This is a genomic window from Paenarthrobacter sp. YAF11_1 (genome assembly GCF_052113445.1).
Classification (GTDB): Bacteria; Actinomycetota; Actinomycetes; order Actinomycetales; family Micrococcaceae; genus Arthrobacter.
Map to the genome: position 1 here is coordinate 263,368 of NZ_JBFRDF010000004.1, position 26,210 is coordinate 289,577.

Sequence of the window (26,210 nt, forward strand, 5' to 3'; positions counted from 1 at the left end):
GCCGCTACGGGCGGACAGAAGGCAATGCCTGTTGCTGTTCCGGCAAACTCCAGCGCTGCGCCCCGGCCCCTGAAGCGCCGAGCTCGTCCGAGGGGTTCTGCAACGTGCACGACTTCAGGCTCAGGCAGCCGCAGCCGATGCACCCGTCAAGATCGTTGCGGAGGTGCTGGAGCGCGGCGATGCGTTCGTCGAGCTCCGTGCGCCACCGCAGCGACAACCTTGCCCAGTCCCGTTTGGTGGGGGTCCGGCCGTCCGGCAGGGAATCCAACGCTTCGCGGATGTCCTTCAACGGCAGGCCCACCCGCTGGGAGGTCTTGATGAACGCGACCCGCCGTAGCGTGTCGCGGCGATACCGCCGCTGGTTGCCGGCAGTCCGCTCGGCTTCGATGAGCCCGTTGCGTTCGTAGAAATGAAGGGCCGACGGCGACACCCCGCTTCGCTCGGACAGCTCGCCGATGGTGAGGGGCCGGTGTGTTGCGGCTTGCGACATGACATTGCTTCCGGTGGAGGGCGATGGATTGACCTCAACATTAGTTGAGGTTCTAGGGTAACCACCATGACCTCTGACACCTCAACGGCCGGGATACTGAGCCGCCCCTACCTGCTGGCCACCGTGGGCGCCTGCGCTTTGGTATTCCTCAGCGCGTTCGAGTCCCTCGCAGTAACCACCATCATGCCGCTGGTGAGCCGCGACCTCGACGGAGCCAGCCTCTATGCGCTGGCCTTTGCAGGACCGCTGGCAACAGGCGTGATGGGCATGGTGGCAGCGGGGAACTGGTCGGATCGTCGTGGTCCGGCGGCGCCCCTGTATTCCTCGGTGGCGTTGTTCGTGGTGGGACTGCTGATTGCCGGCATGGCCGGCTCCATGGAAATCCTGGTGTTGGGTCGGCTGGTTCAAGGGCTTGGCGGGGGCGCGATGACAGTGGCCCTCTACGTATTGGTGGCCCGTGTGTACCCGCCCGCGCTGCATCCCAAGATCTTCGCCGCCTTCGCTGCCTCCTGGGTGGTTCCGTCTTTGGTGGGACCCTTCGCCGCAGGTGTCGTGGCCCAGTTGAGCAGTTGGCACTGGGTGTTCCTGGGCGTTGTGGGGCTGGTGGTCCCGGCGCTGCTGATGGTGGTTCCGGCCGTGCGGGGGATGGGTTCCGGGTCTTCTTCCGAACCCGCCGCCGAGCCCGTCCCGTGGGCGTTTGGCCGCATGGGGTGGGCTGCGCTCGCAGCCGTTGCCGTCCTCGGACTGAACCTGTCAGCAGAGGTTCCGGGCGTGGGCGGGGCGATTGCCGTCGTCGCGCTTGTCCTTGCACTGATGGCGGTCCGTCCACTGGTGCCCCGCGGAACGTTGACCGCCCGGAGAGGGTTGCCCAGCGTGATCCTGGTGCGTGGGCTCGCGTCCGCGGCGTTCTTTGGGGCCGAGGTGTACCTCCCGTACCTGCTGACTGAGCGGTACGCGTTCACGCCCACCTTTGCTGGACTGACGCTGACCGGCGCCGCACTGGCCTGGGCCGGGGCATCTGCCGTTCAGGGGCGTCTTGGTGCTCGTCTGGCAGACGCGCTCGCCGTAAAAATCGGGGCCGCGCTGGTGCTGGTTGCCGTGATCTCCACGCTGGTGACGGCTGCGTTTGCACTGCCCGCGGCCGTGGCGATCGGGGGCTGGATCCTCGCCGGCGCCGGGATGGGCCTCATGTACCCGCGGCTGTCCGTGATGACGTTGGCGCTGTCCACCCCGGAAAACCAAGGCTTCAACAGCGCGGCCATGTCCATCTCCGATTCCCTCGGCGGCGCGCTCGCCCTGGCTCTCACGGGACTCGTCTTTACTGCCTTTACGACGACGAACTCGTTTGCGGGGGTCTTCGCGCTGACGGCGGTGATCGCCGTCGTCGGGGTGCTGATCGCGCCGAGGGTCGCCGCCCGTGCTGCGGGGGAGGGCGCTAGGCGGGGCGTGCCACCTGCCGAAGCAAGTACACCCGACGCTGAACTCACGCACCACGCCTGACGCGTTGTGAGGCCTGCTCTGCGCTTTTCGCGGGCCCTGAGCGGCGCTAAGCAGGCCCCGCAAGGCGGGGGGGTGTGGGGCCTGCTCTGCGCGTTTCGCGGGCCCTGGGCCGCGCTAAGCAGGCCCCGCAACGTATGGGGGGTAGTTGTGGGGCCCGCTCTGCAGGGTATTCGTGCCAGGAAGGGTGTAGTACGGGCCCCGCAACGCGTGGGGGGTGGTTGTGGGGCCTGCTCTGCGCGTTTCGCGGGCCCTGAGCCGTGCAAAGCGGGCCCCGCAACGGCACCGTGACCTGCCCCGATGCAAGGCTTCGCGCCGATCACTGCTAAGCTGGGAACACTTGATGTGCGGTGACGCCCTAAAGCAGGTGGCCTGAAAGGCTGCGCGGCGGGGCATTTTTCATGTGAGAGGCACATCCTGCGTCGATGAACGCGTTCTATTTGGTCCCGACCACCGCTGTTGAAGCGAATCGGTAGACCACCTGACTTTTCCTCGGCGAACCCCTGGCCCAACCGGCGTCGGGGGCCGATGTCCGCAACTGGACACCGCCCGAAAGACATGAAGTTTATGACTACTTTTGCTGCCCTTGGCACGCCCAAGCCCATTGCTGAGTCTCTTGCCGCAGATGGCATCGAAGAGGCATTCCCCATCCAGGTGAAGACCCTCCCGGATACGCTCGCAGGTCGCGACGTTCTGGGCCGTGGCCGCACCGGTTCCGGCAAGACCATCGCTTTCGCCATCCCGCTCGTGGCCCGCTTGGCCGAGCGCGAAGCAAAGCACTTCCGCAAGCCGGGCCGCCCCATGGGCCTCGTCCTTGCACCGACGCGTGAACTGGCAACCCAGATCAACGCCACCATCGAGCCGCTGGCCAAGGCCATGGGCCTGAACACCACGGTCATCTACGGCGGCATCTCCCAGGCCCGCCAGGAAAAGGCGCTGCGCGCCGGCGTCGACATCGTCATCGCCTGCCCGGGCCGCCTCGAAGACCTGATCCGCCAGCGCATCCTGACCCTCGAAGCCGTTGAGGTCACCGTGCTGGACGAGGCAGACCACATGGCCGACCTCGGCTTCCTCCCGGTTGTCAAGAAGCTCATGGACATGACCCCTACCCAGGGTCAGCGCCTGCTCTTCTCCGCGACGCTGGACAACGGTGTTGACAAGCTGGTCAACCGTTACCTGTCCAACCCGCTTACGCACTCTGTGGACGATCCCCAGGCCGCTGTCACCACCATGGAACACCACGTCCTGGTGGTCAACGACCAGACCGTCAAGAAGCAGCTCATCGTTGAACTGGCCTCCGGCGCCGGCCGCCGCGTCCTCTTCATGCGGACCAAGCACCACGCCCGCAAGCTTGCCAAGACCCTCACGGACGCAGGCATCCCCGCCGTCGACCTTCACGGCAACCTGTCGCAGAACGCCCGCGACCGTAACCTTGCCGAGTTCTCCAACGGTGACGTCCGCGTCCTGGTGGCCACCGACGTCGCAGCCCGCGGCGTACACGTTGACGACGTCGAACTCGTCATCCACGTTGACCCGCCCACAGAGCACAAGGCGTACCTGCACCGCTCAGGCCGTACGGCCCGCGCCGGTTCCGATGGCACCGTGGTCACCCTGACGCTCCCCGAGCAGCAGAGCGACGTCAAGAAGCTCATGAAGGCTGCCGGCGTCGACGTCAACTTCGAGCGCGTCACGGCCAACTCCCCGTTGGTTGCCGAGCTCGTGGGCGACATCGCGGACAAGGTTGACCCCCGCACCCGTGCAGCACTCCTCGCAGCGAAAGCCCCGCAGGGTGGCGGCACGTCCACCGGCGCCAACGCCCAGCGCAAGCGCGCACGTCGTTCCACCCAGGCTGCACCCACCGCGGGTGGCCGTGGCGGTCGCGGCGGACGCGGCAAGGTTGGCGCTGAGCCGGTTCGTACGGACACCAACCGCGCGGATCGCCGTGCAGCAGCGAACGACGACGTCGCCCGCAGCTCACGCGGTCGCGGCAAGGCAGCTTCCACTCACCGCAACGACGTTCCCGGCTCGCAGGGCCAGAACGGCCGCAGCGGTCGTCCGGCTACCGGTCAGCGCTCAGCTTCGGCTCCGCGCACGGCGTCCACCACGAGCACCCGCACCGGTGGAAACAAGGCCGTATGGTCTTCCGCCACGGGCGCTACGTCCGGTGGATCCTACGGTTCGGGTGCCTCCGGCAACTCCGGTCGCGGTGGCTCCGGCGCAGGTCGTCCGGCCCGGAGCGGCCCGCGTCGTGCATCGGCTCCCGCGTCCAACGAGCGTCGCGGCCGCTAACCTCCCGTTGTGAGGCCCGCTCTGCGCGCTATCCGGAAGGAATGGAGCGCAGAGCAGGCCCCGCAAGACCAGGTCTCAACGTTGTGAGGCCCGCTCTGCGCGCTATTCCTGAGGTTTAGCGTGCAGAGCAGGCCCCGCAAGTTACCAGCCTCGGGCGCGCCACTCTTCAAGGTGTGGCCGCTCGGCGCCGAGCGTCGTGGGCAGTCCATGGCCAGGGTGCACCAGGGTTTCGTCCGGATAGGCGTCGAACAGTCGTTCCGACACGTCGTTCAACAGTGAAGTGAAGCGTGCAGGATCCTTCTGTGTGTTGCCGACGCCTCCCGGAAACAGCGAGTCCCCACTGAAAATGTGGGCCGGACCGTCTGGATCCTGATACACGAAAGCAATCGAGCCCGGGGTATGTCCACGCAAGTGAACCGCCGTGATCTCGATGTCGTCAAACCGCTCAACGTCGCCCTGACCAAGCCGGACATCCACCGGAACCGGCAACGCATCGGCGTCGTCCGCTCCTGCGGAAGTGCTTGCGCCGGTAGCGGCGACCAGTTCCGGCAGAGCCCGGACGTGGTCCCAGTGCTGGTGGGTGGTGGCGATCCGGACCAGTTTCGGGTTCGTGGCTGTGTCCGCGGCACTGTCCTCGAGAAGCTGCTCGATGGCCGGAAGGTCGTCGGCGGCGTCGATCAACAGCTGCGCGCCCGTGGACTTCGAAGTCAACAGGTACACGTTGTTGTTCATCTCGCTGACGGAGATGCTGCGAATGGTGACGTCACGCAATGAGTGAATAAGCGAATCCATCGTGTCAGTCTATGCAGTTGCCGGGTTGGCTTCGCGGCCCTGCGACACCCAGTTGGGGTCGGCAGATCGTGAACCCACGACGGCGGCCGCGGCCTGGTCGAGCACCTCAAGTTGTGCTGTCCCCAGTTGCAGGGACAGTGCCCCCAGGTTCTCGTCGATCCGGTGCGTTTTGCGCGTGCCGGGGATGGGAACCACGGAAATCCCAAGGCGTTGACCTTGGGCGAACAGCCAAGCCAGGGCTACCTGGGCCGGAGTTGCATCCAGCCCGCTGGCTACCTCGCGAACCGCGGCCACCACGGCCTGGTTCGCATCCAGTGCCTCGTCACCAAAACGGGGGATCTTGTGGCGGAAATCGTTCTCGCCCAAATCGCCCGCGCTGACGGTTCCCGTCAGGAAACCACGGCCCAGCGGCGAATACGGCACGAATCCCACGCCAAGTTCCTTGGCTGCAGGAACAACGTTGAGCTCCACATCCCTGCTCCAGATTGACCATTCACTCTGGACCGCGGCAATGGGATGGACAGCGTTGGCTTGCCTGAGCTCCTCGGCCGTCACTTCCGACAGCCCGAGGTGCCGGACCTTGCCCTCACGGACCAGCTCCGCCATAGCCTCCACGGTTTCCACTATCGGAACGCGGAGGTCCCGGCGGTGCAGGTAGTAGAGGTCAATCACATCAGTGTCCAGGCGGCGGAGGCTCGCTTCCGCCGCTTGCCTGATGTAGGGCGCATCCCCGCGGACTCCCGTGTACCCGTCCGCGGGGTTGCCCTCAATTCCGAATTTCGTGGCCACCTGGATTTCGTCGCGGCGCTCCTTCAAGAGCCTGCCCACGAGTTCCTCGTTGCTGCCCGCACCGTACACGTCTGCGGTGTCGATGAACGTGATGCCTGCGTCCACCGCATGCCTCAGTGTTTGTAGGCCTTCTTCAGGATCGATTCCGCCGTAGACCGGGGTCAGTGCCATTCCGCCGAAACCGAGGGGGCTGACCTTGAGGCCGTCGCCGAGCTGAACTGCAGTCATCAACTTCTCCAATGCGCGTAGGTGTTCCAGAGGCCCTTTGTTGGCGTGAACTCTGTGGCCACGGCGGGTATTCCTGCTGGGGCCCCCGACTTGGAGTAAGTCGGCGGTGTTGCCCTGCCCGATTCGATGGCTTGCTGCGCATTCGATGGTAGGAGACGTCTAATGCGCAGCGAGCCGTCGAAATGGGCCAGCGCCCACCGCGGAGTGTTCGCTACTCGGCTTTGGCCACAGGCTTATCGGCAGGCAAGGCCTTCAGCCCGGCAGCACAGCCCACGATTCCCGCGATGAAGAGCAGCTTCAGCGGGCTTGCGGACTCCACACCCGTGATCATGGCCCAGCCAACGGTTAGTGCTGCGCCGATGCCAACCCACACCGCGTAGGCAGTGCCCAGCGGGATTCGTTTGACCGCGATGCCCAGTCCGAGCATGCTCAACACCGCTGTAATAGTGAAGACCACGGTTGGCGTGAGCTGGGTGAAGCCGTTCGAGAGGCCCAAAGCAGTGGCCCAGACGGCTTCGAGCAGTGCTGAAGCCAAGAGGATGATCCAGAAGATTCCGTTGCCGGAGTTCTTGGTTTTGTCAGTGTTGGCTGTGTTCGCAGTCATGGCTACGCCACCACCTTCAGGCCGACCACACACGCGCCGATGCCGGCGAGCAGGAGCAGCCGGGCCGTCGTCGCACGTTCAACCTTGGTGACCATCGCGTACGTTGCGGTCAGTACGACACCGACGCCAACCCACACTGCATAAGCCGTGCCTGTGGGGATGGACTGCATCGCGATGGCGAGTCCGGCCATGCTGGCAACAACGGACACCAGGAAGACGACAGTGGGAACGGGTTTACGGAAGCCCTTGGACCGGTGGAGCGCTGCGGCCCAGACGGCCTCGAGTGCTCCGGAAAGAATGAGAATTATCCACGACATGACATTTCCTTTGGCCAGTCTTGTCGCATTCCGGGTACTGAACCGTCGTCCGGAGGTTCCAGAGCGGAACCTTCATTTCAGGCTAGCAACTCCCGTGCGGGGTGGCCACTTCTGGTGGTTAACGTCACCACCTCAGGCGTGGGCCTCCACATGGTCGATCGAGATGACAGCAATGAATCCGCGGCCCGAGATTTCCGGGCTTTGGGTATCGGAGCCGACTACGGCGTCGTACCGTGACAGCTCGATAGGTTCGGCCGCGCTGGGTGCCGGGGCTTCGCCGTCGGACTCTTCCTCCACAGCGGCGCCGGGCGCAACAGTGGCCTTGCCCTCCAGCAGGACGGCAAGCTGGCCCTCGAAGACCGGGTGCGCGCGTTTCTTGGAGATCTCCACAATGGACGTGTAGCCCTTGAAAGCTCCCGCACGGGCGATGACATTCAGATCCCGGATGTCCCCTGTCGGAAGAGTGGCCCCCGACGCAGCCTCTCCCGAGAAACGGAACGGACGGTATTTCTCGAGGGGGTGCTCGGATCCGTCTACCGTGAGCAGCAGCAATTCGCCCTCGACGATGGTGATCACGCGCTCCATGCCCGGGAAGCCGGAGAAATCTCCGGCTTTGGAGACGTCGGCGATGCTGACGCGCCAATCCCATGCCCCATCCTGGGCTGATGCGGCCTTCGGATGGCTGGCGAGTTCACGCGTCACCCCGCCCCCGTTGCGCCACGGTTCGGGATGGATGTCGGCAAAGCGGATGATCTCCATCCAACCAGCCTAGTGGTGGACCCCGCTTCTGCGATGGCAATGCGGCTTGCTAACGTCATATGTGGAAAACGTTGCGAGTTTGGCTGGAGGAGCGGGAATGTTCGTCAAAGTGTGCGGCTTGAGCACGCCGGAGTCAGTCCGTGAAGCCGTCGACGCCGGTGCGGACGCCGTTGGATTCGTGCTCACCGCCAGCCCTCGCGAAGTCAGCCCGGATCAGGTGCGCATTTTGCACCCGCTGGTTCCGGAAGGTGTTCGTGCAGTGGGCGTGTTCCGGCACGAGTCTGCGGCTGATGCCGTTGCCACGGCCCGGGCAGCGGGTCTGGAGTGGGTCCAACTCCACGGTCACCGGACTGCCGACGACGTCAAGACAGTGCACGACGCCGGGATGCGGCTTATCCGCGCCGTCACCATGGGTGCCTCACAGGACGAGTTCGCTGATCTGGGCGAGGAGGTGTTCCTGGTTGACGCCGCGGTGCCGGGGTCGGGGGAGGCCTGGGACTACGCATCGGTCCGTGCCAAGGGGCTCGACGGCCGCGAGTGGCTGCTCGCCGGTGGACTTGAATCCGGCAACGTGGCCTTCGCAGCAACTGCGGCCGGCGCGTGGGGTGTGGACGTGTCCTCCGGTGTCGAGTCATCCCGCGGCGTGAAGGACCTGGCCAAGATCCGCGCGTTCGTCGAAGCCGCGAAAGCCTGACGGTCTCTCACTTCCCGCGCGCTTGAACGGATCGCTCTCTCACATCCCGCGCGCTTGAACGGATCGCTCTCTCACTTCCCGCGACATTTCCGGTGGTGAGGTAAGAGAGGGCCGGAGTTGTCGGTGGCACCCTCTAGACTCGCTCCCAACAGAACGAATCACACGGAGACCAGGAGCCAAGCAATGAGCACGGAACACTTCACCCTGACCATGAGCCGTGAGTTTGACGCGCCTCGCGATAAGGTTTTCGACGCCTGGATGGAGCCGGACAAGCTTGCTCAGTGGTTCGGACCCGTGGAGGTGGCGGCTCCCCGGGAGAAAATCATCGTTGAGCCGCGGGTGGGCGGCATCTGGCAGGTGGTCATGGTGTGGTCGGACGAGAATGGCGAGCAGGAAGCCCCCATTGAAGCCGTGATTACGGAGCTGGAAACCCCGGCTCTGCTGGTCGCTAAAGCCAAAGCTGCTCCGGACGCCGATCACGAGTTCGAGGAGATGCGCCTGGAATTCGAAGACCTCAACGGGCGTACCCGCATGAACGTCACACAGGGACCGTTCGAATCCCAGGAGTGGGTGGACATGACCCGCGACGGTTGGGGCACCTCGTTCGACAAGTTGGACGAACTGCTGGCCTGAGCCGCGCAGAAACACCTCCACAGGTAAGGGAAGAATCAGGGCAGACCCCTAGGCTTTTTGTCAGACCCGCAGGGGACAATAAGAACTATGAAAACGATCCTTAACATCATCTGGCTTGTCTTCGGTGGGTTCTGGCTGGCCTTGGGTTACTTCGCGGCGGGCATCATTTGCTGCGTACTCATCGTGACCATCCCGTGGGGCATCGCTTCGTTCCGGATCGGTGCCTACTGCTTGTGGCCTTTCGGCCAAATGGTGGTGGAGAAGCCGGGCGGTGCCGGGGTGTTCGCGCTCCTCGGTAACGTGATCTGGCTGCTCGTTGCGGGCATCTGGATCGCGATCGGTCACGTGGTGACCGCCGTGGCCATGGCCATCACCATCATCGGCATCCCGCTGGCCATCGCCAACCTGAAGCTCATCCCGGTCTCCCTGATGCCGCTGGGCAAGCAGATTGTCCCCACCAACCAGCCGTTCGTCAGCACTTACCGCTAGGAAGCACCTGCCGCTAGGAAACACCTACCGCTGAGCAGCGGCACCCTTAGTTAGCCGCCACGGCACCGGTGTGCAGATCGAAACTGAACCGCCGCACCAAACGCACGGTCCCGCCGTCGGCCTCTATGGTGAACGCGACTTCCAAGGCGCCCTGCTCCAAGTCCGCATCCGTGATGGTGTAAGTCGGCGTGAAGTACAAGACGTCCTCGCCCGCCGGAAGGTCCGCGGGCGGGAAGTCGCCAAGGTTGTTGTGCGGACCGCGGAGCACGACGCCGGTCATCGGCTCGGTGCCGCTATTGCGGACCCGCCCAGTGAAGGCGAGGATGTCGCCGGTCTTGTAACCGGGAATGATCGGGCCGTAGTTGAGGTCCTGGGCTTCGCGCGTGCCAAGGACCTGGTCCCCGGCGTAGCCTTGGCCGATTTCCTTCCACGTCTGCACGTCCCATTGGCCATCACTGGTGGACGGAACCACATGGAAGTCGCCGGAGTTCTGCCATTCGGCCGGCCTGCCAGGGGTGATGGACCGCAGTTCCATGTCGAAGACCAGGCCGGCGGGTTCCAAAGTACCCGGAACTGCGCGTGGACCAGCGGAAAGCTGGTCCGTCAACTGATGCGCTGGGATGGAAGCAAACACGATCTCCCGATACCCCTGCCGTTCATAGAGAACCCCAATGTTCCCGTCGGGCAGCCTCGTGACGGTGGAGTACGCCGAACTTCCCGGGCACACCATCAGTTTGGCGGGCCAGCTCGCGCCGTTATTGGGGGAGAGACTGAGAACGGTGTTCCGGCGTAGATGTGGATCCTGGTTGTTGCTGGCCATCAGCCACTGGGACGTGCCCGGCGTGGAGAGGGAATCATCACCTGGCAGGCCGTCGAAACGGGTCAGGGAGCCGTTATCGCTGGGATCCGGTAAATCCGCGACAGGCTGAAGCGGACTCCACGAAAGGCCGCCGTCTTCTGAAACGGAAGACAGACGGCACGGGGTTGCCCGGGAATGCAGCAGGAGCCGGCCGTCGTCCAGGCAGACCACCTTGTTTTCGTTGGGCCCCATTCCGGAGGGGCCGGCATCAACCAAACCACCCAGAGTCCAGGTCTCGCCGTGGTCGTCGCTGAACGCAGACGCAGCCATGATCGTGCCGTCGACAAGAACCACATATTGCTGCACCAAACGGCCCTTGAAAGGACCGGTGTGCATCTGGATCCCTTGGCCGGCGGCGGCGAACAGGCCAGTGATGGCACCGTGCTTGAGTTGCGCGGTGAGCCGGCGGTGCTGCCAGGTTCCGCCGTCGTCGTCCGAATAGCTGAGGTCCGCGTGCTGGATGTCGTCGTCCGGCTCCAAACCGGCGACGGCTTCGAAGAAACCGGCGTGGGTTCCTGCGGCGTGGAACATGAAGATTCTTCCTGTGTCAGCGTCCACCAGCAGGCTGGGATCGCCGTATCCCTGCAGCCCCGAGCCCGTGCGGACTACCTGCTGCGTGCCCCAGGTGACTCCGTTGTCGTAGCTGCGGCGCAGGAGGAGATCGATGGGATTGGGGAGGTCGTCCAAGTTGGGCCGGCCGTCGTAGGCGGCCAACACGGTGCCCTGCGTGCTGACGGCGAGGGCAGGGATGCGGTACTGACGGTATCCGCCGACGCCCCGGACAGCCAGGACATGCTCAACGTCGGGTAAAGCCAGCGGGAGCTCAGGTCGGGAGGATTCCAAGAGGTAGGAGGTCACACCTCTATGCTATCTCGGAGCTGCAACCCCCTATAACCTTGGCGGGTGACCAACACCGTTCAATCCAGCACATGGCGCGCATCAGCTTCGGTGCGTTTGGGGCGATCGTTTTGCCACTGGTCTTCATCGCCGTAGCGGCCGTAGGTCGATGGACCATTGAAGCTTCACTGCGTGCGTCAACCATCGCCCTGATCACTGCCTTGGTCCTGATCGGCTAACTGGCCGTACGAAGGGTGAAGATTGGCCTGGTGGAAGAAACTCATTGCGTTGGGTGCCGAGTTCTTGCTGGGTCTGGCGGTTGTCGGCCTCGAACTCCTCGCGCACGGCTGAAGAGCCGAACCGCAGAGACCCACTAAACCGGTCGAAATGCCCCGTCGCGCATCAAAGCCACAACTGAACTCCCGTCCAATTCCGCCGCGATGCTCACATCCTCAGCAAAACCGGCATCGACCAGTTCCCGCCCACTGGAACAGCCGCGCAGAACAGCCGCAAGCCGGGGTTCTGCGGCATCGAACGCCGCAGCAGCCGACTCCGCTTCGGGAGAAAAGCTGCGACGTCCCGCGGCTGCAAGTCCGGCAATGAAGGCGCCCCCTCCGAGCTGATCCTCCAAAGCCGGCCGCAGCGCACCATCGGTCCACCTTTCACCCGCCGCGATCACGGCGATGACGGCCTCGGCAGGCAACGTGGCATGGACCCAGTCGGCTGTGGCGGCCGCGTTCCTGAGTGACACAGCCACCACCTGCCGTGCTGATGCCGCAAGTTCGTGGCTTATCGACGAACCGTTGGGGGACGGCAGCACCACGCGGTCCAGCATGTGCGCCTTGCGAAGGCTGGACGGCGACAAGCTCAAGCCCTCAGCGTCCCTCGGCCCTGCGAGCAACGCCTCATGGTGTGCGGCGAACTCACTTGCCGCCGCATCCCGCCAAGGGTAGGGAAACACCACCGCCCCGCGGTCCACCGCAACACTCACGCACGTGGTGAATGACAGGACGTCAACCACCACCGCAAGGTCGGCTCCGGGCACTACCGCGCGGGCGCCGTCGAGGCCCCATTCGAAGCGGACGGCGTACGGAAGTTGCCGCTGCGGCGCGCCAGGTTCGCTGACGGAACCCCTCACGCGAGTTCTGCCGAGAGGTTGCGGCGCGCGGCGTCGAGCCACAACTCTTTGGCGCGTTCGCCGTGGAACAGCGGGTCAAGTCCCAAAAGGTGACGGACGACGGCGGCGCGCCCCTTCGCGAAGTCGGCGTCGCTGACGTGGGCGTAGTCTTCGCGGACGGCCGCCAGATAGCGTGCATAGGCTTGCTCGTCGCCTCCGAGGACGGAGAGATCGGCGTCGCAGAGGAGGGCCCCGGCATGGTCTCCGGGCTTGGGTGAGTGGGAGGACGTGAGCCGGACCAACCGCCCCACCTCGGCCACATCGGTAGGGGAGAGCCCCGCGGCCGTCAGCCGGTCCTCGGCCAGCAGGGCCGAGTCTTCCTCATCCTGGCCGGCCACACCTTCGTAAACAGCGTCGTGAAACCACGCCGCCAAAGAAACGGTCCGTGCAGGCAAGGCCGGTTCGGTCAGAATGTCCAGGGCCTCAAGAACTGCCAGGAGGTGGGTGCGGCTGTGATACTTCCTGCCGTCTTCGCCCCACCGTTCCAGAAGCTCAAGGCCCAGTTCCTCGTGGCCGGGGAAGATGCTGTTCCATCGCTCCATCAGGGGGACCGTCAATGCTTTGCTCCGTTCCCGCGCGGGGATGCGCAGCCCGCTGGCAATGAGTTTACGGACCAGGATCCGGGCCTCAACGGGAATCGCGCCGGCGAGGACCAGGTCGTCGTACCGACGTTCGGGAACGTCGTAGTGGTCTCCGTCGAAGGCCCTTTCCGGAACTCCGGCGGCGGCCGCGAAGGCATGAAGCTCATCCAGCGATGAATCCGATACCAAATGCGAAAAAACGGTACCGTGCGCTGGCCACAAGGGCGGATCAATGTAGACGGCCATTGCCAAAGTGTAATCCCAAGCGTTCCTTCCCAGTTGCCGGCCGTCGGGACGTCTACCGCCGTGCTGCCGCCCCGGAATCCGGGCTTCACTGCCCGTACTGTTCACGGCAACTGGGAAGGAGCCTACGGATATCTCAGCGCTCGGCGGGCAGGATGTTCTGGTTGCCGCGGAATACGTTGTCCGGATCGAACTCACCTTTCACCCGGGACAGCCGCCGGTAATTCTGTTCGCCGTAGGCCGCCATGATGCGGTCCTGGCCTTCGTCGCCGATGAAGTTCAGCCACACTCCGCCCGTGGTGTGGGGAGCGATGTCTTGCCTGAATTGCTTCACCCACGCCTTGGCCTCTTGACCGCCCTCCCGCGTTTCGGACAGGCCGAACGGGTGGCTGACCCAAGCTGCGCCGCGATGTTGCAGCGGCGTGTTTGCCGCAGCGGGCCCAGCCACTGCTCCGCCCCAACGTGCCACCAACTGCTGTGAATTCGGTCCCGGAAGTCGTTGGGCAGAGTCCACCAGAACATCCAGGGCGTCGTCAGAGAGCTCGTTGTGGTAGTCGGCACTCCAGTAGTTGTAGAGATCCGGAGGATCATCGATCATGCACTGGAAGCCTGCGTAACCCATGGGCGCCACCAGGTCCACACTCGGACCGAGCTCCTTGAATGGGTTGGCGTGTTCCTCGCCTGCCTCGACATCGCCGGCATAGATATAGGCCATGCCGACGGCGAGTTTGCCCACCATGTCCTCCGGGACGAACTCTTCCGCTGGAGCGGTGAGGTACACGAGTGCAGTCCCTACGGCGTCGGGCGCGTCCAGGGCGAGCTGACGGTAGGCCCGCGAGAGATCCGTGGCATCCTCACCGGGAAACAACATAAGCCCAGCCATCACAGTGGGTCCGAGGTCATGCAGTTTGAACGTTAGGGACGTTGCCACACCGAAGTTCCCGCCACCACCATGGAGTGCCCAGAACAGCTCGGGATTCTCTCCGGGAGAAGCGGTCACCCGATCTCCGGAAGCTGTCACAAGGTCCACGGAAAGAAGGTTGTCGCACGCGAAGCCGTAGGACCGCTCCAGCCATCCCGAGCCTCCGCCCAACGTGAATCCGGAGACGCCCGTGGTGGACGCGCGGCCCCCGGTAACGGCCAGGCCGTACTGCTGGGTTGCGCGGTCGAACTCGCCCCACGTGAGTCCGGCACCCGCTGTAGCGGTCTTTGCCTCCGTGTTGACGCTGATGGACTTCATCGGGCGTACATCCACCACCAATCCGTCGTCGTTGGTAGACATGCCCGCCACCGAATGTCCGCCTGAACGCACCGCGACGTCCAGATTGTGGTTGTGCGCGTATCTGAGCGCCTCAGCAACCTCGCCGGGATCAGCACATTTGGCGATCACGGCCGGCCTGCGGTCGATCATCGCGTTGAAGAGTTTCCGGGCCTCGTCATAGGTGGGGTTGTCCGGACGAATCCATTCCATGGGACGCTCCTTCGCGCCTAAGACTCTCTCCCTAGAACAGGGTACGGCGGCGGGTCCTTTGGGGCTAGAGCACAACGGCGCACGACGACGGCGGCGCACCACTTCGCGCCGCGCGCACCAGTGCTTACGGGTGCGTCGCGCGCGTACGGGTGCGCCCGTCACGCCGAAAGGGCGCGCCGGGCGCGTGAGGGTGCGTATCAACCGCCATGCCAGCGCGCCGGCTAACCCAAGAGGGCCGCTGCCCGCGCTGAGGCATCCCTGCGGATTTGCTTCACTGCGGCCACTTCGGTCTGCAACTCCTTCATCCGCGTGGTCAGGTATTTATCCAGGACGGTGGTGAGCTTGGCATCGAAGTTGGTGTCCGCGCGGCAGGTGGCATCGGTGACGGCGATCTTGAGCTCCTTCTGGCCTCCAGCGTCCAATCCGGCGGAAGCGGCCTCATCGGGGAGGCTGTAAGGGAAGGCTGTGGTGGACATGCATTTTTTCCAAGCGTCCACCGCACTATGGATGTCGGCGTCCGCAGCCGCAGCGTTCGTGGCAACCAATAGCGAGTTGAACGCCAAGCCGGTGGCCCGCATGTAGTCGTTGGCATTGCCGTAGATGGCTGTAATGCCTTCGGCCGTGCACCCTCCCCAATGCATGCCTGTCCCTTCCGAAGACTGGACCACATTTTGCTCCGAGGGCCCGCCGCCGTTCAATGCCGTCTGGAAGGCAGGATCGGCAAAAAGCCTTCCCAGTTCGGAATTCGTGGCAGGCTCACCGGGACCCTGGGGCTTCAACGAGGCGTAGCCGGAAGCGCGGGCAGTTTCAACGGTGAGCGTTGTGAAACCGATGTGGTGTTTCAAATCCACTGGCTGCTGTCCTGATGGGGCGGGAGTGTAGTCATAGCCGGCTTTGGCCATGCACAGCCGGATGGCTTCCGCCACGCCTCTGTGTGTCGTCGCATCCTCGGACGCAAACTGCTCAGCGGCAGCGGTGATGCCGGAGACAGGATGGTCGGCCGGCTTGGTCAGCATGGAGGAAACTCCAGGTGTGGCAGCGGCGGCCAACGTGGCGGCTGCACCTGCGGCAAGAATCATTGCCCCAATGGTCTTCTTCTTCAATGTTCTCCTTCGCGACGAAATATCGTCTGCTTTTTGGCAATGCGGTGGCCGGACCCGGTAGTCCCGGGGCGTTAGGTAAGTCAGGTAGAACTAGCCGAGCAGCCTGTTCTGATAGGCAAATGCCACCAGCTGTATACGGTTCTTGAGAGTGAGCTTGGAAAGAATGCTGCCGATGTGGGTCTTGACGGTGGCATCACTGAGCACCAGCGATGCCGCGATCTCCCCGTTGGCCAGGCCCTTGGCCGCCAGCATGAACACATCGCGCTCGCGGGCGGACAACGGCTCCAGTACGGACGAATTGGCGGCCGAAGGGGTGGTGTAGTCGCGAAGCAGTTCATTCGTCACCGATGGTGCCATGACTGCGTGGCCCGAGTGCACAGTCCGGATGGCTGCCAGCAGGAATTCCGGTGTTGCATCCTTGGTGAGGAAACCGCCGGCACCGGCTTGAATCGCCCGGACCACTGCCTCATCGTGCTGGATGGTGGTGAGGACTATGACTTTGGTCTGGCCCGTGCTGTCCGTGATCCGGCGGGTGGCGGTAATCCCGTCCATCACTGGCATCCGGATATCCATCAGCATGACGTCCGGCCCGACTTCCGCGGCGAGGGCAACGGCCTGCTCGCCGTCCGTTGCCTCTCCCACCAGGTCCAGGTCCGGCTGGCTGCGAAGGATCATCTTCAGGCCGGCGCTGAAGAGAGGCTGGTCGTCCACCAGTGCCACACGGATCTTTGTCCTACTCATGGCAGGATCGCCTCCACTTCGAAGAGTTGGCCGTTGGTGACCGTTGAGAGGTGGCCGCCTGCCGCCGTCGCGCGTTCACGCATGCCGGGTATGCCGCGGCCCGTTCCCGACGGCGGTAGTTCCGTTCCGCCGTCGGCCAGCCTTGAGCGGATGGTCAGACGCAGGCCGGTGCCGTCGCGATGCGCCGTCACAGTGGCGCCCGCGCTGCGGTCTCCGTGCTTGAAGGCATTTGTGAGGCTCTCCTGCACGATCCTGTACACGGTGAGATCCTCCACGGGCGAGAGCCCTTTCAGGCCGCAGGTGTGAAGTTCCACGGGCATGCCGCTGCTGCGGAGCCGTTCGGCGAGGGCTGGGAGGTCCGCTGTGCCGGGAGCAGGGCCGTCGAGCTCAGAACCGAAGCTCTGGACGAGCCGCCGGGTTTCCTGCAGCGCGCCCCTGGCCGACGATGCAATGATGCCGGCCGCTTCCTCCACTGATTCCGGCTCGGTCCGGTGGACGTAGCGGATACCTTCGGCCTGCGCAGTGATCACGGCCAACGAGTGTGCAAGGACGTCATGCAATTCCCGGGCGATCCTGTTGCGCTCTTGCTCAACGACCAACGCGCCGGCCGTCGATTCGAGGCGCGATTCAGCTTGCTCTTTGGCCTGCCGGTTGACGGCAGCCTGCCGAACAGTGGTTGCTGCCGCCCACCCCGCAAGGTTGAGGGCGGTGAAGGAAGCAAAAACCAGGAAGGCATACAACGCGATCCGGAAAGTTCCTGCTTCAGCGAGTTGTTTGCCGAACACAAAATTGATCCAGCTGGTGTCAGCGAACCAGTTCACTGCCACCATCCCCGCGGCGGCGACAGCGGCGACGGGGAGCGGCCACCGTTGCGGTTCCTTCCAGCCCAGGGTTGCGAAGAAGACGAGAACGGGGAGCATGACGAACTGTGTCGCGCCGGTCATCATCACGCTCGGGAAGACTCCGAACGCCTGGAGCCCCAAGGCTGCGAACGCGAAGATGAAGGCCGGAACCGGTATTAATTCCGCGGCGGCCACCGCTGCCGTCAGCGCAAACAGGACGGCGCTCGCAGAATCGAAGCCGTGCTCGTCGAGAATCATCAGCGACACGAGCATGGCAGCGGCAACGATTGGTGCGGCTGCGGGGCGGAGGGCTTGGATGCTCGTGGACATGTCCTCAACACTAGGGTGCCCGGACATGGCGTCGGCGCCGTTTCGGCGGGTTTCACCCGTGAGGCGGAGTAAGTTCGTCCGAGGTGCTGAGGTTGCGTACGACGGCGGCGCACCACTTCGCGCCTAACGCACCAGCGCCTAAGGTTGCGTCGGGCGGCAAAGGTAGCGCCCGTCACGCCGAAAGGGTGCGCCCGGCGGGAAGGGGTGCGCCGCGGCCCTAAGCAGTCATATTACGTTTGCGTTGAAAAGACGGCACCCAACCCGCAAATACGGAACTACACTCATTCCATGCCGCAAATACGAATCTCCGAGGCCGCCCGCTTCCTCGGTGTCAGCGACGACACCGTGAGGCGCTGGACGGAAAACGGAACGCTGACCGCCCAGAAGGACCCGGCCGGACGCCTCGCAGTGGACGGGCTTGAACTCGCAACGCTTGCCCGCGAGCAATCCCACCTTCCCGATGATCCCTCCCGGACAGGAAGCTCGGCCCGGAACCGGTTCGTCGGCTTGGTCACGGGGATTACCGCGGACAAGGTCATGGCGCAAGTAGAGCTCCAATGCGGTCCTTTCCGGGTGGTGTCACTCATGAGCAGTGAAGCCGTAACCGAGCTCGGCCTGGAGCTTGGTTCGGTGGCCACCGCCGTGGTCAAGGCCACCACAGTCATCATCGAAACCCCTCAGGGAAAGAGCATCATATGAGCATCACCCGTATGCCGTTCACAGCGTTGTTGGTTGCGGGAGCCTTGGTCGCAAGCCTGGCAGGCTGCGCCGACGGCACCACTGAACCTGCTACCAGCGGCAGTGCCACGTCGGGGCAGCTATCAGGGGAGATCACCGTCTTCGCCGCAGCTTCCCTGAAAACGACCTTCACGCAATTGGCCGAGGACTTCGAAGCCAAGAACCCGGGCACCAAGGTGAATCTGAGCTTCGCCGGCTCCTCCGACCTGGTCACCCAGATCACCCAAGGCGCCCCCGCTGACGTGTTCGCCTCAGCCGACACCAAGAACATGGCCAAGCTTGCCGATGCCAAACTCGTGGATGGTACGGCGACCGACTTCGCCACCAACGTCCTGGAGATTGCCGTCCCACCCAGCAATCCGGCGTCGATCTCTTCCTTTGCCGACTTGGTCAAACCTGGAGTCAAAGTGGTCACCTGCGCGAGTCAGGTGCCGTGCGGGGCAGCAACGGACGCCGTCGAGAAGGCAACCGGAACCACCCTGAGCCCGGTCAGCGAGGAATCGTCCGTGACCGATGTCCTGGGTAAGGTGACCTCCCAGGAAGCCGACGCGGGCCTGGTCTATGTCACCGACGTCAAGGGAGCCGGCGACAAGGTCAGGGGCATCCCCTTTCCGGAATCAGACCAAGCCGTCAACACCTACCCCATAGCCACAGTGGGTACCAGCAAGAACAAGGAGTTGGCGGCGGCATTCATTGCCATGGTCGCCGGCGACGACGGCAAGAAGATCCTGAACGACGCCGGCTTCGGCACGCCGTAGCGGACCGGGAACGCTGATGAGACGAGACACCTCCGGGTACAACGGCATCCCGCGGTGGATCTATGCCGTGGCCGCTGTCGGAGGATTGCTGGTGGTCCTGCCGTTGGTGGCAATGCTGGCCAAGGTCAACTGGCCGCAGTTCATTCCACTCATCACCTCGGAGTCCTCGCTCGCAGCACTGAGCCTGAGCCTGCGGACCTCGGCTGCCAGCACCGTGCTCTGTGTCGTGCTGGGTGTTCCTTTGGCGTTGGTGCTGGCGCGCGGCCACTTTCCAGGCCAGCGGCTGCTGAGGGCGTTTGTCCTCTTGCCGCTGGTGCTTCCGCCCGTCGTCGGGGGCATCGCGCTGCTGTACACGTTTGGGCGGCAGGGCCTGCTGGGGAAATCCCTGGAGGTGGCCGGCATCCAGATTGCATTTTCCACTACCGCGGTGGTCCTGGCTCAGACCTTTGTGGCACTACCGTTCCTGGTGGTCAGTCTGGAGGGGGCGCTGAGATCGGCCGGAAACAAGTACGAAGCCGTCGCAGCGACACTCGGCGCGCGACCCACCACGGTCCTCCGTCGTGTCACGCTGCCACTTGTCCTGCCGGGGCTCGCATCCGGTGCCGTGTTGTCCTTCGCTCGCAGCCTCGGAGAATTTGGAGCTACCCTGACGTTCGCCGGAAGCCTGGAGGGGGTGACCCGGACGTTGCCGTTGGAGATCTATCTGCAGCGCGAGACCGACGCCGATGCCGCCGTCGCGCTGTCCTTGGTTCTGGTGGCCGTGGCGGTTGCTGTGGTGGGGCTAAGCTACGGCCGCCGGCAGAGCATTCAGCGCGTGGAGGTCCAATCGTGAGCTTCGAACTGCAGGCCAGTCTAGGTGCCAGGAATTTCGACATGTCCTTCAGGCTCGGCGACGGCGAGACCGTTGCCATCCTGGGTCCGAACGGTGCGGGAAAATCGACGTTGCTGGGTGTGATCGCCGGGCTGCTGCGACCGGACTCCGGAGCGGCAAAAATGGGCACAGCCAAAAACGGTGACCGTCAGTTGTTCAACCTCGACGGCGGCACTCACTTCTGGAGCCCCCCGCACCTTCGTGGGACTGCGCTGCTCGCCCAGGAAGCGCTCTTGTTTCCCCACCTGAACGCGTTGGACAACGTGGCGTTCGGACCGCGCAGTGCGGGGGCTTCGAAGGCGGACGCGCGGGAAACTGCCCGGCACTGGCTGGCGGAGGTTGATGCCTCGCCCCTGGCCGACAGGAAGCCCGCCCAATTGTCCGGCGGGCAGGCCCAACGGGTTGCGGTGGCCCGCGCCTTGGCAGCCGAACCGGAGCTCCTCCTTCTTGACGAGCCCATGGCCGCGCTGGATATCCACGCGGCTCCCTTGCTGCGCCGCGTGCTTAAAAGGGTGCTCCAGGACCGCAAAGCCATTATCGTCACGCACGACGTCCTGGACGCCTACATGCTTGCCGATCGCGTCATCGTGGTGGAAAACGGAAGGATCGCCGAGGAAGGCCCTACGCGCCGAGTCCTTGAAAGGCCCAGAAGCCACTTCGCAGCCGGCCTGGCAGGGCTTAACCTCGTTGCCGGCACCCTCAGCGAGGACAGAATTACGACGCCGGATGGCCGGGTTTTCGCCGGCCAGCACGATCCCGGCTGGTCACCCCAGCCCGGCCAGGCAGGCGTGGCAGCGTTCCCGCCGTCGAGCGTTTCCGTTTTCCCCGTTGAGGTGCACGGCAGCCCGCGCAATTCCTTTCCCGTGGTCATCACGGACCTTGAACCACACGGCGACCAGATCAGGGTGCGCGCAAGCCTGGGGCACGCTGCGCAGGTCCTTTCCGCCGACATCACCCCGGCCGCCTCTGCCGATCTGGGCCTGGTGCCCGGCCTGGAGGTGAGGTTCGTGGTCAAGTCCGCGCTGGTCTCGCTGTACCCGGCCTGACATTCAGTCCCGGTACATCCGCTCGGCGTAGGACGGTCCGTAGTAGGACTCCAGCTCCTCGAGCGGCGTTTCCGGCTGGGTGTAGCCTTGGATAGGGCCGCGATACTGGGCAGGCCATCCGGTTCCCAGGTTTCCGGCTGCCACAAGCCGCTGCGCATGAAGGCTTTACCGCAGTGCGTGAAGACTTCGTCAATGGTGACCACAATGGCCGCGCGCGGCCGATGTCCCTTGACGACCATGTGATCGAAGAAATCGGCATCCCGGACAATCTGGGCCGTCCCGTTGATCCGCAAGGTGTCCGTCCGGCCCGGGACCACGGACAGGATGCCGACATTGGGGTTCTCCAGAATGTTGTGGAAACCGAAGACAAGCTTGTTTCCGGGCCGTTCCGGGATGGCAATGGTGTGGTGGTCCAGGACGTGGATGAATCCTGCAGGGTCCCCTTTGGGAGAGGCGTCCACGCGACCCTGGGCGTCGGTGGTGGACACCACGCAGAAGGGGCTCGCGGCCAGCCACTGGCGATCGAACCCGCTGAGTGACGTACGCACCTTCTTTCGCACGCGTTCAAGGGGCAGGCCTATGAGTTCTTCGAGTTCGTCCGCGCTTGAAATGGTGTCCATGGCCCCAGCCTACGGGTGCGGGAGCTACCGGTTATTCACATAGCCGTGGTTTTATCTGGACACTGGTTTCGCCGTGGGCAAACATGGAACACAGTGGGCAGGAAATCAAAGTTGAGCGTAGTAGACTCAACTTTGAAAGCATCGGATCCACTCCAGAAAGGGAGCACTCTTTGGACGTCAAATTCACCACCAAAAGCCAGGAGGCCCTTTCTGCGGCCGCCATGAATGCCTCGACCGCCGGCAATCCGCAGCTGGAGCCAGCGCACCTTTTGAAGGCGCTGATGGACCAGCGTGAGGGTGTTGCGGTGGCCCTGCTGCGGGCCACCGGTGCCGACCCCGATGCCGTGAGCGTGCAAGCCAGCTCGGCCATCAAAGCGTTGCCGTCGTCCTCGGGCAGTTCTGTCCAGCAGGCGCAGTTGTCGCGCCAATCCATGCAGGCCATCCAGGCTGCCCAGAATGAGGCCGACAAACTCGGTGACTCCTTCGTCTCCACAGAGCATCTGTTGTTGGGCCTCTCGGCCGGAAGCGACGCCGTCGGAAAGTTAATGCGCGACGCCGGTGCCTCCCATGAGGCGCTGCTTGCCGCCTTGCCGGGTGTCCGGGGAGACAGGAACGTCAACTCGCCGGACCCGGAGAACACCTTCCAGGCGCTGGAGAAATTCGGTACCGACCTTACTGCCGTGGCGCGCTCCGGCAAGCTGGACCCGGTCATTGGGCGCGACAGCGAGATCCGCCGTGTTGTCCAAGTCCTGAGCCGCCGCACCAAAAACAACCCCGTCCTCATCGGTGAGCCCGGCGTTGGTAAGACAGCCGTCGTTGAGGGCCTGGCCCAGCGCATGGTGGCCGGTGACGTTCCGGAAAGCCTGCGCGGCAAGACGCTCATCGCCCTGGACCTCGCCTCCATGGTGGCCGGCGCAAAGTATCGCGGCGAATTCGAGGAGCGCCTGAAGGCTGTCCTTGAAGAGATCAAGAACTCCAACGGCCAGATCGTCACGTTCATCGACGAAATCCACACGGTAGTGGGTGCCGGCGCTACTGGCGAGAGCGCCATGGATGCAGGCAACATGCTCAAACCCATGCTGGCCCGGGGCGAGCTGCGCCTCATCGGCGCCACCACCTTGGACGAATACCGCGAAAACATTGAGAAGGACCCCGCATTGGAGCGCCGCTTCCAACAGGTCTACGTGGGCGAGCCCAGCGTGGAGGACACCATCGGTATCCTCCGCGGCCTGAAGGAGCGTTACGAGGCGCACCACAAAGTAGCCATCGCCGACTCGGCGTTGGTGGCCGCAGCGACGCTGTCCAACCGCTATATCTCCGGACGCCAACTCCCGGACAAGGCCATCGACCTCGTGGATGAGGCCGCGTCCCGGCTGCGCATGGAAATCGATTCCGCGCCGGAGGAGATCGACCAGCTCCGCCGCGCCGTCGACCGTTTGACCATGGAGGAGCTGGCCCTGCAAGGCGAGACCGATCCCGCATCGGTGGAACGGCTGGCTGCCCTCCGCGCGGACAAAGCCGACAAGAATGAGGAACTCAGCGCCTTGAATGCGCGCTGGGAAGCTGAGAAAGCCGGGCTCAACCGCGTGGGTGACCTCAAGGCGAAAATCGACGAACTGCGTTCCGCGGCGGACAAGTCCCAGCGCGAAGGCGACCTCGAATCGGCGTCGCGGATCCTCTACGGCGAACTGCCCGCTCTGGAACGCGAGCTGAGCGCCGCCGCCGAGGAGGAGTCGGCCCGGAGCGAGTCAAAGCCCGAGCTGATGGTTGCTGAAGACGTGACCGCTGACGATATCGCCGAGGTGATCTCCGCCTGGACGGGGATCCCGGCCGGCCGCATGCTGCAAGGCGAGTCGCAGAAGCTGCTCCACATGGAAGAGGAGCTTGGCAAACGCCTGATCGGACAGAGCAAGGCTGTGCAGGCTGTGTCCGATGCTGTGCGCCGCGCCCGCGCCGGCATCAGCGACCCCAATCGGCCCACGGGTTCGTTCCTGTTCCTTGGCCCCACCGGTGTGGGTAAGACGGAGCTGGCCAAGGCCCTCGCGGACTTCCTCTTTGACGACGAACGCGCCATGATCCGGATCGACATGTCCGAGTACAGCGAGAAGCACTCCGTAGCCCGTCTGGTGGGTGCCCCTCCCGGATACGTCGGCTATGAGGAGGGCGGCCAGCTGACCGAGGCTGTGCGGCGCCGGCCGTATTCCGTGGTGTTGCTGGACGAGGTGGAGAAGGCACACCCGGAGGTCTTTGACATCCTCCTGCAGGTCCTCGACGACGGCCGCCTCACCGACGGTCAGGGCCGCACCGTGGACTTCCGCAACACCATCCTGGTGCTGACGTCCAACTCCGGAAGCCAGTTCCTGGTAGACCCCACCATGGACGCCAAGGCCAAGCGCGAGGCAGTCATGGCTGTGGTGCAGGCATCGTTCAAGCCGGAGTTCCTGAACCGCCTGGACGAGATCGTGCTCTTCGATCCGCTCTCCGTGGAGGAACTTGCCCGGATCGTGGAGCTCCACGTGGCCGAGCTCAGCAACCGACTCCGGGATCGCCGTCTGAGCCTGGAAGTTTCGGACGGAGCGCGTGCATGGTTGGCCATGTCCGGGTTCGACCCCGCCTATGGTGCCCGGCCCCTTCGCAGGCTCGTCCAACGGGAGATCGGCGACCGCCTCGCCAAGGAGATCCTCGCCGGCGAAATCAGCGACGGAGACACCGTGCTGGTGGACACCGCAGCCGACCTGGACGAGCTCACCGTTGAGGGCTTCGAGGCACTGACCGGGCCCGACGGCGGCGCTCCCGTAGGAACGGGCCTCACGGTACGTAGGAAGTAGCCCGCCGGAAATGGGGCCGGGCGGAAGTGGCCCCGCCGGAAGTAAGGCTGGGCAGAAGTAGCCCGAAGCTGCCAGCCGCGGGCTACTTCTGCAGGAGGTCTTCCTTGATGGTGTTGCCTGAGTCCACCACGATGAAGCAATCGACGCGACGGTCGCCCCGATCCCAACTGGTGGTGCTCGGGTAGACGTTCTGCTGCAGCAGTACGTAGTTATCGGCGGCCTCGTTGAGCTTGGCCACCGCGGCCTTGCACACCTCGCGACCCTTGTCCCGCAGGGCGTTGGTCCCGGGGAAGGAATCGTCGCCCGGGTACGCGTGCACTCCAATGAGCTGGGCCGAGTGTTCGGTATCGCAGGCTACGGCGCGTGCCTCGCTGGCATTGGGATCAAAGTCGGCGAAGCAGTCGCCCACCTGGAAGTCCTTGGAGTTGGCGTCACGGGGGAGTGGACCCGGGGTAGCCGTGGCGCTCGGAGTGGTGACAGCGGCTTCGGGGCGGGTTCCCAACAGATTCAGCAGTACCCAGATGACCACGCCAATAAGTACGAGTACGCCCACTACGATCCCACCGATGACCAAGCGTTGCCTCTTGACGGGATCTCCGTGGGGTTCCGGAGGTGACTCTTGCCCTGGATACGGCTGTTGCTCCTGATCCGGCTGTTGCCCGGGATAAGGCTGCTGGCCCGGATACGGCATGGCGTAGGAAGGCGCCTGCCCACCGGTGGGCGGCATCGCGGGATCCGGCTGCGAACCTGGGTCCGCTACGAAGTCGGGGTCCAGTTCCGGCGCGGGATCCGGCTGAAGTCCAGACGGCGGCGTCAACGGGGCTGCGGGTGGCTGCTCACCAACTGCAGCAGGCTGCTCGCCCGGAGCCCTATGCGGATCCCCACCAGAGGGCCTGGGCGGCTGCTCACCAGTGGCGGGCGGGGGGTTTTTGGGCGCGGGCGGCACCCCATCCTTGTCCTCTTCGCGTGGTGAACCATCGCGTGGTGGAGTGTTGTCCTGGCTCATTTCCGGGGTGTGCCTTCCTGCTGTGACGCCGCATTGAGGCAGACTCTACCCAATTTTTGGCCCCCGGGGAGGTGTTTGGCCGTGGTTTTGGCCGGAGCCGCCATCGACGCGGGCCCGTGGTGGCACGCAGGCACCCCTGAAAGCATGTAATCTAGACATACGACAAATTGACCAAACATTCCGGGGCCTCACCGATAGCCAAGGTGACCACCTCCGGTCCAAGTACAAAAGGGGGTCACGCCATGGGGCGCGGCCGTCAAAAGGCAAAAGCTACCAAGCAGGCTCGGGATATTAAGTACTACTCCCCGAACACTGACTATTCGGCACTTGAGCGGGAGCTCACGGGTCCGTCCAGTCGTGTCAAGAGCCACTTCCCCGAAGATCCCCCGGAGCCGGACTATTCGGCTTATGAGGATAAGTACGCGGAAGACGACGACGACGAGGTTGACACCCGCCGGATCGGATAGCTGTCGCAACCAACAGGTGCCGTAGGCACTGAGTTGTGGACCGCCGTCGTACTTCAAGGTCAACGCGCATTTTCGGATGCCGTATATCTTTTGAAAAGGGCCCACAGGGCA

At 64.2% G+C, this 26,210-nt stretch carries 27 protein-coding genes, 1 pseudogene and 1 riboswitch; of the genes and pseudogenes, 12 read left to right on the forward strand and 16 right to left on the reverse strand.

What is annotated here, in order from left to right; translation table 11 throughout:
* Positions 1 to 4: 4 nt before the first annotated feature.
* Positions 5 to 490: a redox-sensitive transcriptional activator SoxR gene (gene soxR, locus AB4Y77_RS08770; protein ID WP_442013627.1), complete on the reverse strand. Its 486-nt coding sequence runs from the start codon at positions 488 to 490 to the stop codon at positions 5 to 7.
* Between the two features lie 66 nt (positions 491 to 556).
* Here soxR and AB4Y77_RS08775 point away from each other — a divergent pair, with 66 nt between their 5' ends.
* Complete coding sequence (locus tag AB4Y77_RS08775) at positions 557 to 1,990, forward strand: MFS transporter (RefSeq protein ID WP_442013628.1); 1,434 nt, start codon at positions 557 to 559, stop codon at positions 1,988 to 1,990.
* Between the two features lie 564 nt (positions 1,991 to 2,554).
* The gene (locus AB4Y77_RS08780) at positions 2,555 to 4,276 is read left to right on the forward strand and encodes a DEAD/DEAH box helicase (RefSeq protein WP_311213510.1); all 1,722 of its coding nucleotides are present in this window, start codon (positions 2,555 to 2,557) and stop codon (positions 4,274 to 4,276) included.
* 141 nt (positions 4,277 to 4,417) lie between these two features.
* Here AB4Y77_RS08780 and AB4Y77_RS08785 read toward each other — a convergent pair whose 3' ends face one another.
* From AB4Y77_RS08785 to AB4Y77_RS08805, 5 genes are all read right to left on the reverse strand, one after another.
* Positions 4,418 to 5,068, reverse strand: a complete 651-nt coding sequence (locus AB4Y77_RS08785; protein ID WP_442013629.1) for an MBL fold metallo-hydrolase — start codon at positions 5,066 to 5,068, stop codon at positions 4,418 to 4,420.
* A gap of 9 nt (positions 5,069 to 5,077) precedes the next feature.
* Positions 5,078 to 6,085: an aldo/keto reductase gene (locus AB4Y77_RS08790; protein WP_442013630.1), complete on the reverse strand. Its 1,008-nt coding sequence runs from the start codon at positions 6,083 to 6,085 to the stop codon at positions 5,078 to 5,080.
* A gap of 211 nt (positions 6,086 to 6,296) precedes the next feature.
* Positions 6,297 to 6,689 (reverse strand): DMT family transporter, encoded by a 393-nt coding sequence (locus AB4Y77_RS08795; protein ID WP_311213513.1) that lies wholly within the window; start codon positions 6,687 to 6,689, stop codon positions 6,297 to 6,299.
* A gap of 2 nt (positions 6,690 to 6,691) precedes the next feature.
* Positions 6,692 to 7,006: a DMT family transporter gene (locus tag AB4Y77_RS08800; protein WP_089596307.1), complete on the reverse strand. Its 315-nt coding sequence runs from the start codon at positions 7,004 to 7,006 to the stop codon at positions 6,692 to 6,694.
* Positions 7,007 to 7,015: 9 nt separating this feature from the next.
* A riboswitch (guanidine-III (ykkC-III) riboswitch) is annotated at positions 7,016 to 7,081 on the reverse strand.
* Between the two features lie 57 nt (positions 7,082 to 7,138).
* A complete protein-coding gene (locus tag AB4Y77_RS08805; RefSeq protein ID WP_442013631.1) occupies positions 7,139 to 7,765 on the reverse strand; it encodes a HutD/Ves family protein in 627 nt (208 codons plus the stop codon).
* Between the two features lie 97 nt (positions 7,766 to 7,862).
* Here AB4Y77_RS08805 and AB4Y77_RS08810 point away from each other — a divergent pair, with 97 nt between their 5' ends.
* From AB4Y77_RS08810 to AB4Y77_RS08820, 3 genes are all read left to right on the forward strand, one after another.
* Positions 7,863 to 8,459 carry a phosphoribosylanthranilate isomerase gene (locus tag AB4Y77_RS08810; RefSeq protein ID WP_442013632.1) on the forward strand — a complete coding sequence of 199 codons (597 nt, stop codon included), beginning with the start codon at positions 7,863 to 7,865 and terminating at the stop codon, positions 8,457 to 8,459.
* 183 nt (positions 8,460 to 8,642) lie between these two features.
* The gene (locus AB4Y77_RS08815) at positions 8,643 to 9,092 is read left to right on the forward strand and encodes an SRPBCC family protein (protein ID WP_442013633.1); all 450 of its coding nucleotides are present in this window, start codon (positions 8,643 to 8,645) and stop codon (positions 9,090 to 9,092) included.
* Between the two features lie 87 nt (positions 9,093 to 9,179).
* Positions 9,180 to 9,581 (forward strand): YccF domain-containing protein, encoded by a 402-nt coding sequence (locus AB4Y77_RS08820; RefSeq protein ID WP_442013634.1) that lies wholly within the window; start codon positions 9,180 to 9,182, stop codon positions 9,579 to 9,581.
* Between the two features lie 46 nt (positions 9,582 to 9,627).
* Here the strand turns inward: AB4Y77_RS08820 and AB4Y77_RS08825 are convergent, their stop codons facing one another.
* The gene (locus tag AB4Y77_RS08825; RefSeq protein WP_442013635.1) at positions 9,628 to 11,298 is read right to left on the reverse strand and encodes a sialidase family protein; all 1,671 of its coding nucleotides are present in this window, start codon (positions 11,296 to 11,298) and stop codon (positions 9,628 to 9,630) included.
* Positions 11,299 to 11,369: 71 nt separating this feature from the next.
* Between AB4Y77_RS08825 and AB4Y77_RS08830 the strand changes: the two genes are divergently transcribed.
* Entirely contained in the window at positions 11,370 to 11,516 is a 147-nt protein-coding gene (locus AB4Y77_RS08830) for a hypothetical protein (RefSeq protein WP_311213518.1), read from the forward strand.
* A 134-nt stretch (positions 11,517 to 11,650) separates the two neighbouring features.
* Here AB4Y77_RS08830 and AB4Y77_RS08835 read toward each other — a convergent pair whose 3' ends face one another.
* The 6 genes from AB4Y77_RS08835 to AB4Y77_RS08860 all read right to left on the reverse strand — a co-directional run bounded on the left by AB4Y77_RS08835 (position 11,651) and on the right by AB4Y77_RS08860 (position 17,765).
* Positions 11,651 to 12,415, reverse strand: coding sequence for a 2-phosphosulfolactate phosphatase (locus tag AB4Y77_RS08835; RefSeq protein WP_442013636.1), 765 nt, complete (start codon positions 12,413 to 12,415; stop codon positions 11,651 to 11,653).
* Positions 12,412 to 13,281, reverse strand: a complete 870-nt coding sequence (locus AB4Y77_RS08840; protein WP_442013637.1) for a DUF4031 domain-containing protein — start codon at positions 13,279 to 13,281, stop codon at positions 12,412 to 12,414. Before AB4Y77_RS08840 ends, AB4Y77_RS08835 begins: the two co-directional genes overlap by 4 nt.
* Positions 13,282 to 13,414: 133 nt before the next feature.
* Positions 13,415 to 14,749 carry an FAD-binding oxidoreductase gene (locus AB4Y77_RS08845; protein ID WP_442013638.1) on the reverse strand — a complete coding sequence of 445 codons (1,335 nt, stop codon included), beginning with the start codon at positions 14,747 to 14,749 and terminating at the stop codon, positions 13,415 to 13,417.
* 221 nt (positions 14,750 to 14,970) lie between these two features.
* Positions 14,971 to 15,852: a hypothetical protein gene (locus tag AB4Y77_RS08850; RefSeq protein ID WP_311213522.1), complete on the reverse strand. Its 882-nt coding sequence runs from the start codon at positions 15,850 to 15,852 to the stop codon at positions 14,971 to 14,973.
* 90 nt (positions 15,853 to 15,942) lie between these two features.
* Positions 15,943 to 16,593: a response regulator transcription factor gene (locus AB4Y77_RS08855; RefSeq protein ID WP_311213523.1), complete on the reverse strand. Its 651-nt coding sequence runs from the start codon at positions 16,591 to 16,593 to the stop codon at positions 15,943 to 15,945.
* Entirely contained in the window at positions 16,590 to 17,765 is a 1,176-nt protein-coding gene (locus AB4Y77_RS08860) for a sensor histidine kinase (protein WP_442013639.1), read from the reverse strand. The genes AB4Y77_RS08855 and AB4Y77_RS08860 overlap by 4 nt, the downstream gene beginning before the upstream one ends.
* A gap of 288 nt (positions 17,766 to 18,053) precedes the next feature.
* On the opposite strand from AB4Y77_RS08860, the gene AB4Y77_RS08865 reads away from it, so the two are divergent.
* The 4 genes from AB4Y77_RS08865 to AB4Y77_RS08880 are packed head-to-tail and all read left to right on the forward strand — an operon-like array spanning position 18,054 to position 21,178.
* A complete protein-coding gene (locus AB4Y77_RS08865; RefSeq protein WP_311213525.1) occupies positions 18,054 to 18,464 on the forward strand; it encodes a TOBE domain-containing protein in 411 nt (136 codons plus the stop codon).
* Positions 18,461 to 19,261, forward strand: coding sequence for a molybdate ABC transporter substrate-binding protein (gene modA / locus AB4Y77_RS08870; protein ID WP_311213526.1), 801 nt, complete (start codon positions 18,461 to 18,463; stop codon positions 19,259 to 19,261). Before AB4Y77_RS08865 ends, modA begins: the two co-directional genes overlap by 4 nt.
* A 16-nt stretch (positions 19,262 to 19,277) precedes the next feature.
* Positions 19,278 to 20,093: an ABC transporter permease gene (locus AB4Y77_RS08875; RefSeq protein ID WP_442013640.1), complete on the forward strand. Its 816-nt coding sequence runs from the start codon at positions 19,278 to 19,280 to the stop codon at positions 20,091 to 20,093.
* Positions 20,090 to 21,178, forward strand: a complete 1,089-nt coding sequence (locus tag AB4Y77_RS08880; protein ID WP_311213528.1) for a sulfate/molybdate ABC transporter ATP-binding protein — start codon at positions 20,090 to 20,092, stop codon at positions 21,176 to 21,178. Before AB4Y77_RS08875 ends, AB4Y77_RS08880 begins: the two co-directional genes overlap by 4 nt.
* Before the next feature lie 3 nt (positions 21,179 to 21,181).
* Here the strand turns inward: AB4Y77_RS08880 and AB4Y77_RS08885 are convergent, their stop codons facing one another.
* Both AB4Y77_RS08885 and AB4Y77_RS08890 read right to left on the reverse strand, forming a co-directional pair.
* A complete protein-coding gene (locus tag AB4Y77_RS08885) occupies positions 21,182 to 21,322 on the reverse strand; it encodes a hypothetical protein (protein ID WP_442013641.1) in 141 nt (46 codons plus the stop codon).
* Positions 21,310 to 21,798 (reverse strand): annotated as a pseudogene (locus AB4Y77_RS08890) (MSMEG_1061 family FMN-dependent PPOX-type flavoprotein); the annotation flags it as partial. The pseudogene AB4Y77_RS08890 and the gene AB4Y77_RS08885, both read right to left, overlap by 13 nt.
* A 170-nt stretch (positions 21,799 to 21,968) precedes the next feature.
* On the opposite strand from AB4Y77_RS08890, the gene clpB reads away from it, so the two are divergent.
* Positions 21,969 to 24,626: an ATP-dependent chaperone ClpB gene (gene clpB / locus AB4Y77_RS08895; RefSeq protein WP_311213530.1), complete on the forward strand. Its 2,658-nt coding sequence runs from the start codon at positions 21,969 to 21,971 to the stop codon at positions 24,624 to 24,626.
* Positions 24,627 to 24,708: 82 nt separating this feature from the next.
* On the opposite strand, the gene AB4Y77_RS08900 is transcribed toward clpB, so the two are convergent.
* Positions 24,709 to 25,632, reverse strand: coding sequence for a septum formation family protein (locus AB4Y77_RS08900; RefSeq protein WP_442013642.1), 924 nt, complete (start codon positions 25,630 to 25,632; stop codon positions 24,709 to 24,711).
* Between the two features lie 242 nt (positions 25,633 to 25,874).
* On the opposite strand from AB4Y77_RS08900, the gene AB4Y77_RS08905 reads away from it, so the two are divergent.
* Positions 25,875 to 26,099 carry a DUF3073 domain-containing protein gene (locus AB4Y77_RS08905; protein ID WP_024818182.1) on the forward strand — a complete coding sequence of 75 codons (225 nt, stop codon included), beginning with the start codon at positions 25,875 to 25,877 and terminating at the stop codon, positions 26,097 to 26,099.
* Positions 26,100 to 26,210 lie beyond the last annotated feature (111 nt).

Excerpts from the sequence above, each read along its gene's own strand:
- soxR (WP_442013627.1), bottom strand. The coding sequence starts at position 490 with ATGTCGCAAGCCGCAACACACCGGCCCCTCACCATCGGCGAGCTGTCC.
- AB4Y77_RS08775 (WP_442013628.1), top strand. The coding sequence starts at position 557 with ATGACCTCTGACACCTCAACGGCCGGGATACTGAGCCGCCCCTACCTG.
- AB4Y77_RS08780 (WP_311213510.1), top strand. The coding sequence starts at position 2,555 with ATGACTACTTTTGCTGCCCTTGGCACGCCCAAGCCCATTGCTGAGTCT.
- AB4Y77_RS08785 (WP_442013629.1), bottom strand. The coding sequence starts at position 5,068 with ATGGATTCGCTTATTCACTCATTGCGTGACGTCACCATTCGCAGCATC.
- AB4Y77_RS08790 (WP_442013630.1), bottom strand. The coding sequence starts at position 6,085 with ATGACTGCAGTTCAGCTCGGCGACGGCCTCAAGGTCAGCCCCCTCGGT.
- AB4Y77_RS08795 (WP_311213513.1), bottom strand. The coding sequence starts at position 6,689 with ATGACTGCGAACACAGCCAACACTGACAAAACCAAGAACTCCGGCAAC.
- AB4Y77_RS08800 (WP_089596307.1), bottom strand. The coding sequence starts at position 7,006 with ATGTCGTGGATAATTCTCATTCTTTCCGGAGCACTCGAGGCCGTCTGG.
- AB4Y77_RS08805 (WP_442013631.1), bottom strand. The coding sequence starts at position 7,765 with ATGGAGATCATCCGCTTTGCCGACATCCATCCCGAACCGTGGCGCAAC.
- AB4Y77_RS08810 (WP_442013632.1), top strand. The coding sequence starts at position 7,863 with ATGTTCGTCAAAGTGTGCGGCTTGAGCACGCCGGAGTCAGTCCGTGAA.
- AB4Y77_RS08815 (WP_442013633.1), top strand. The coding sequence starts at position 8,643 with ATGAGCACGGAACACTTCACCCTGACCATGAGCCGTGAGTTTGACGCG.
- AB4Y77_RS08820 (WP_442013634.1), top strand. The coding sequence starts at position 9,180 with ATGAAAACGATCCTTAACATCATCTGGCTTGTCTTCGGTGGGTTCTGG.
- AB4Y77_RS08830 (WP_311213518.1), top strand. The coding sequence starts at position 11,370 with ATGGCGCGCATCAGCTTCGGTGCGTTTGGGGCGATCGTTTTGCCACTG.
- AB4Y77_RS08840 (WP_442013637.1), bottom strand. The coding sequence starts at position 13,281 with ATGGCCGTCTACATTGATCCGCCCTTGTGGCCAGCGCACGGTACCGTT.
- AB4Y77_RS08845 (WP_442013638.1), bottom strand. The coding sequence starts at position 14,749 with ATGGAATGGATTCGTCCGGACAACCCCACCTATGACGAGGCCCGGAAA.
- AB4Y77_RS08855 (WP_311213523.1), bottom strand. The coding sequence starts at position 16,593 with ATGAGTAGGACAAAGATCCGTGTGGCACTGGTGGACGACCAGCCTCTC.
- AB4Y77_RS08860 (WP_442013639.1), bottom strand. The coding sequence starts at position 17,765 with ATGTCCACGAGCATCCAAGCCCTCCGCCCCGCAGCCGCACCAATCGTT.
- AB4Y77_RS08865 (WP_311213525.1), top strand. The coding sequence starts at position 18,054 with ATGCCGCAAATACGAATCTCCGAGGCCGCCCGCTTCCTCGGTGTCAGC.
- modA (WP_311213526.1), top strand. The coding sequence starts at position 18,461 with ATGAGCATCACCCGTATGCCGTTCACAGCGTTGTTGGTTGCGGGAGCC.
- AB4Y77_RS08875 (WP_442013640.1), top strand. The coding sequence starts at position 19,278 with ATGAGACGAGACACCTCCGGGTACAACGGCATCCCGCGGTGGATCTAT.
- AB4Y77_RS08900 (WP_442013642.1), bottom strand. The coding sequence starts at position 25,632 with ATGAGCCAGGACAACACTCCACCACGCGATGGTTCACCACGCGAAGAG.
- AB4Y77_RS08905 (WP_024818182.1), top strand. The coding sequence starts at position 25,875 with ATGGGGCGCGGCCGTCAAAAGGCAAAAGCTACCAAGCAGGCTCGGGAT.